Below are 484 nucleotides of genomic sequence, written 5' to 3' on the forward strand. Positions count from 1 at the left end.
GTGACGCCTTCGGCGCACCTGATGCGGGCGTTACATGCTCACAACAGTCTAAATCTCGGTTTCAATCAAAGAATTAAATTTAAAAAGAATATGACAGTAACTGAAATTTTTGGCAGTCAGATATTGATGTTAGCCGTATTCCTGCCCTACTTTGTCATTACATTCATCTATGAACAAGTGATTAGGACTGAAGCTAGAATTCAAAATAAGAGCATAAAAGGACTGACATATATCACCTTTGGATTAATTATCTTTCCAATGGTAAATATTATGCGTTTTAAAGCAAAGGAAATATCACCACGAGCAGGGAAATACGCTTATATATTAGGTATATATCATTATTTCATGATCTCAGTATTTTTGTTGTCAGTCTACACAGGATTTAAAATCAAATAAGTCAGAATGAACATACTGAAAAAGACGAATAAAACCTTATAGAGCAACATTCATAACAACAAATCAGCAAAAAGTAACAGCATGCATG

1 protein-coding gene is annotated in these 484 nt (G+C 33.9%); it reads left to right on the plus strand.

The window, feature by feature from the left end:
* On the plus strand, positions 1-396 hold a 396-nt coding region (locus ACY2RQ_RS19825; protein WP_490114740.1), incomplete at its 5' end, for a hypothetical protein.
* Between the last annotated feature and the right edge of the window lie 88 nt (positions 397-484).

This window comes from Parendozoicomonas sp. 209JJ7-1 (assembly GCF_058147085.1).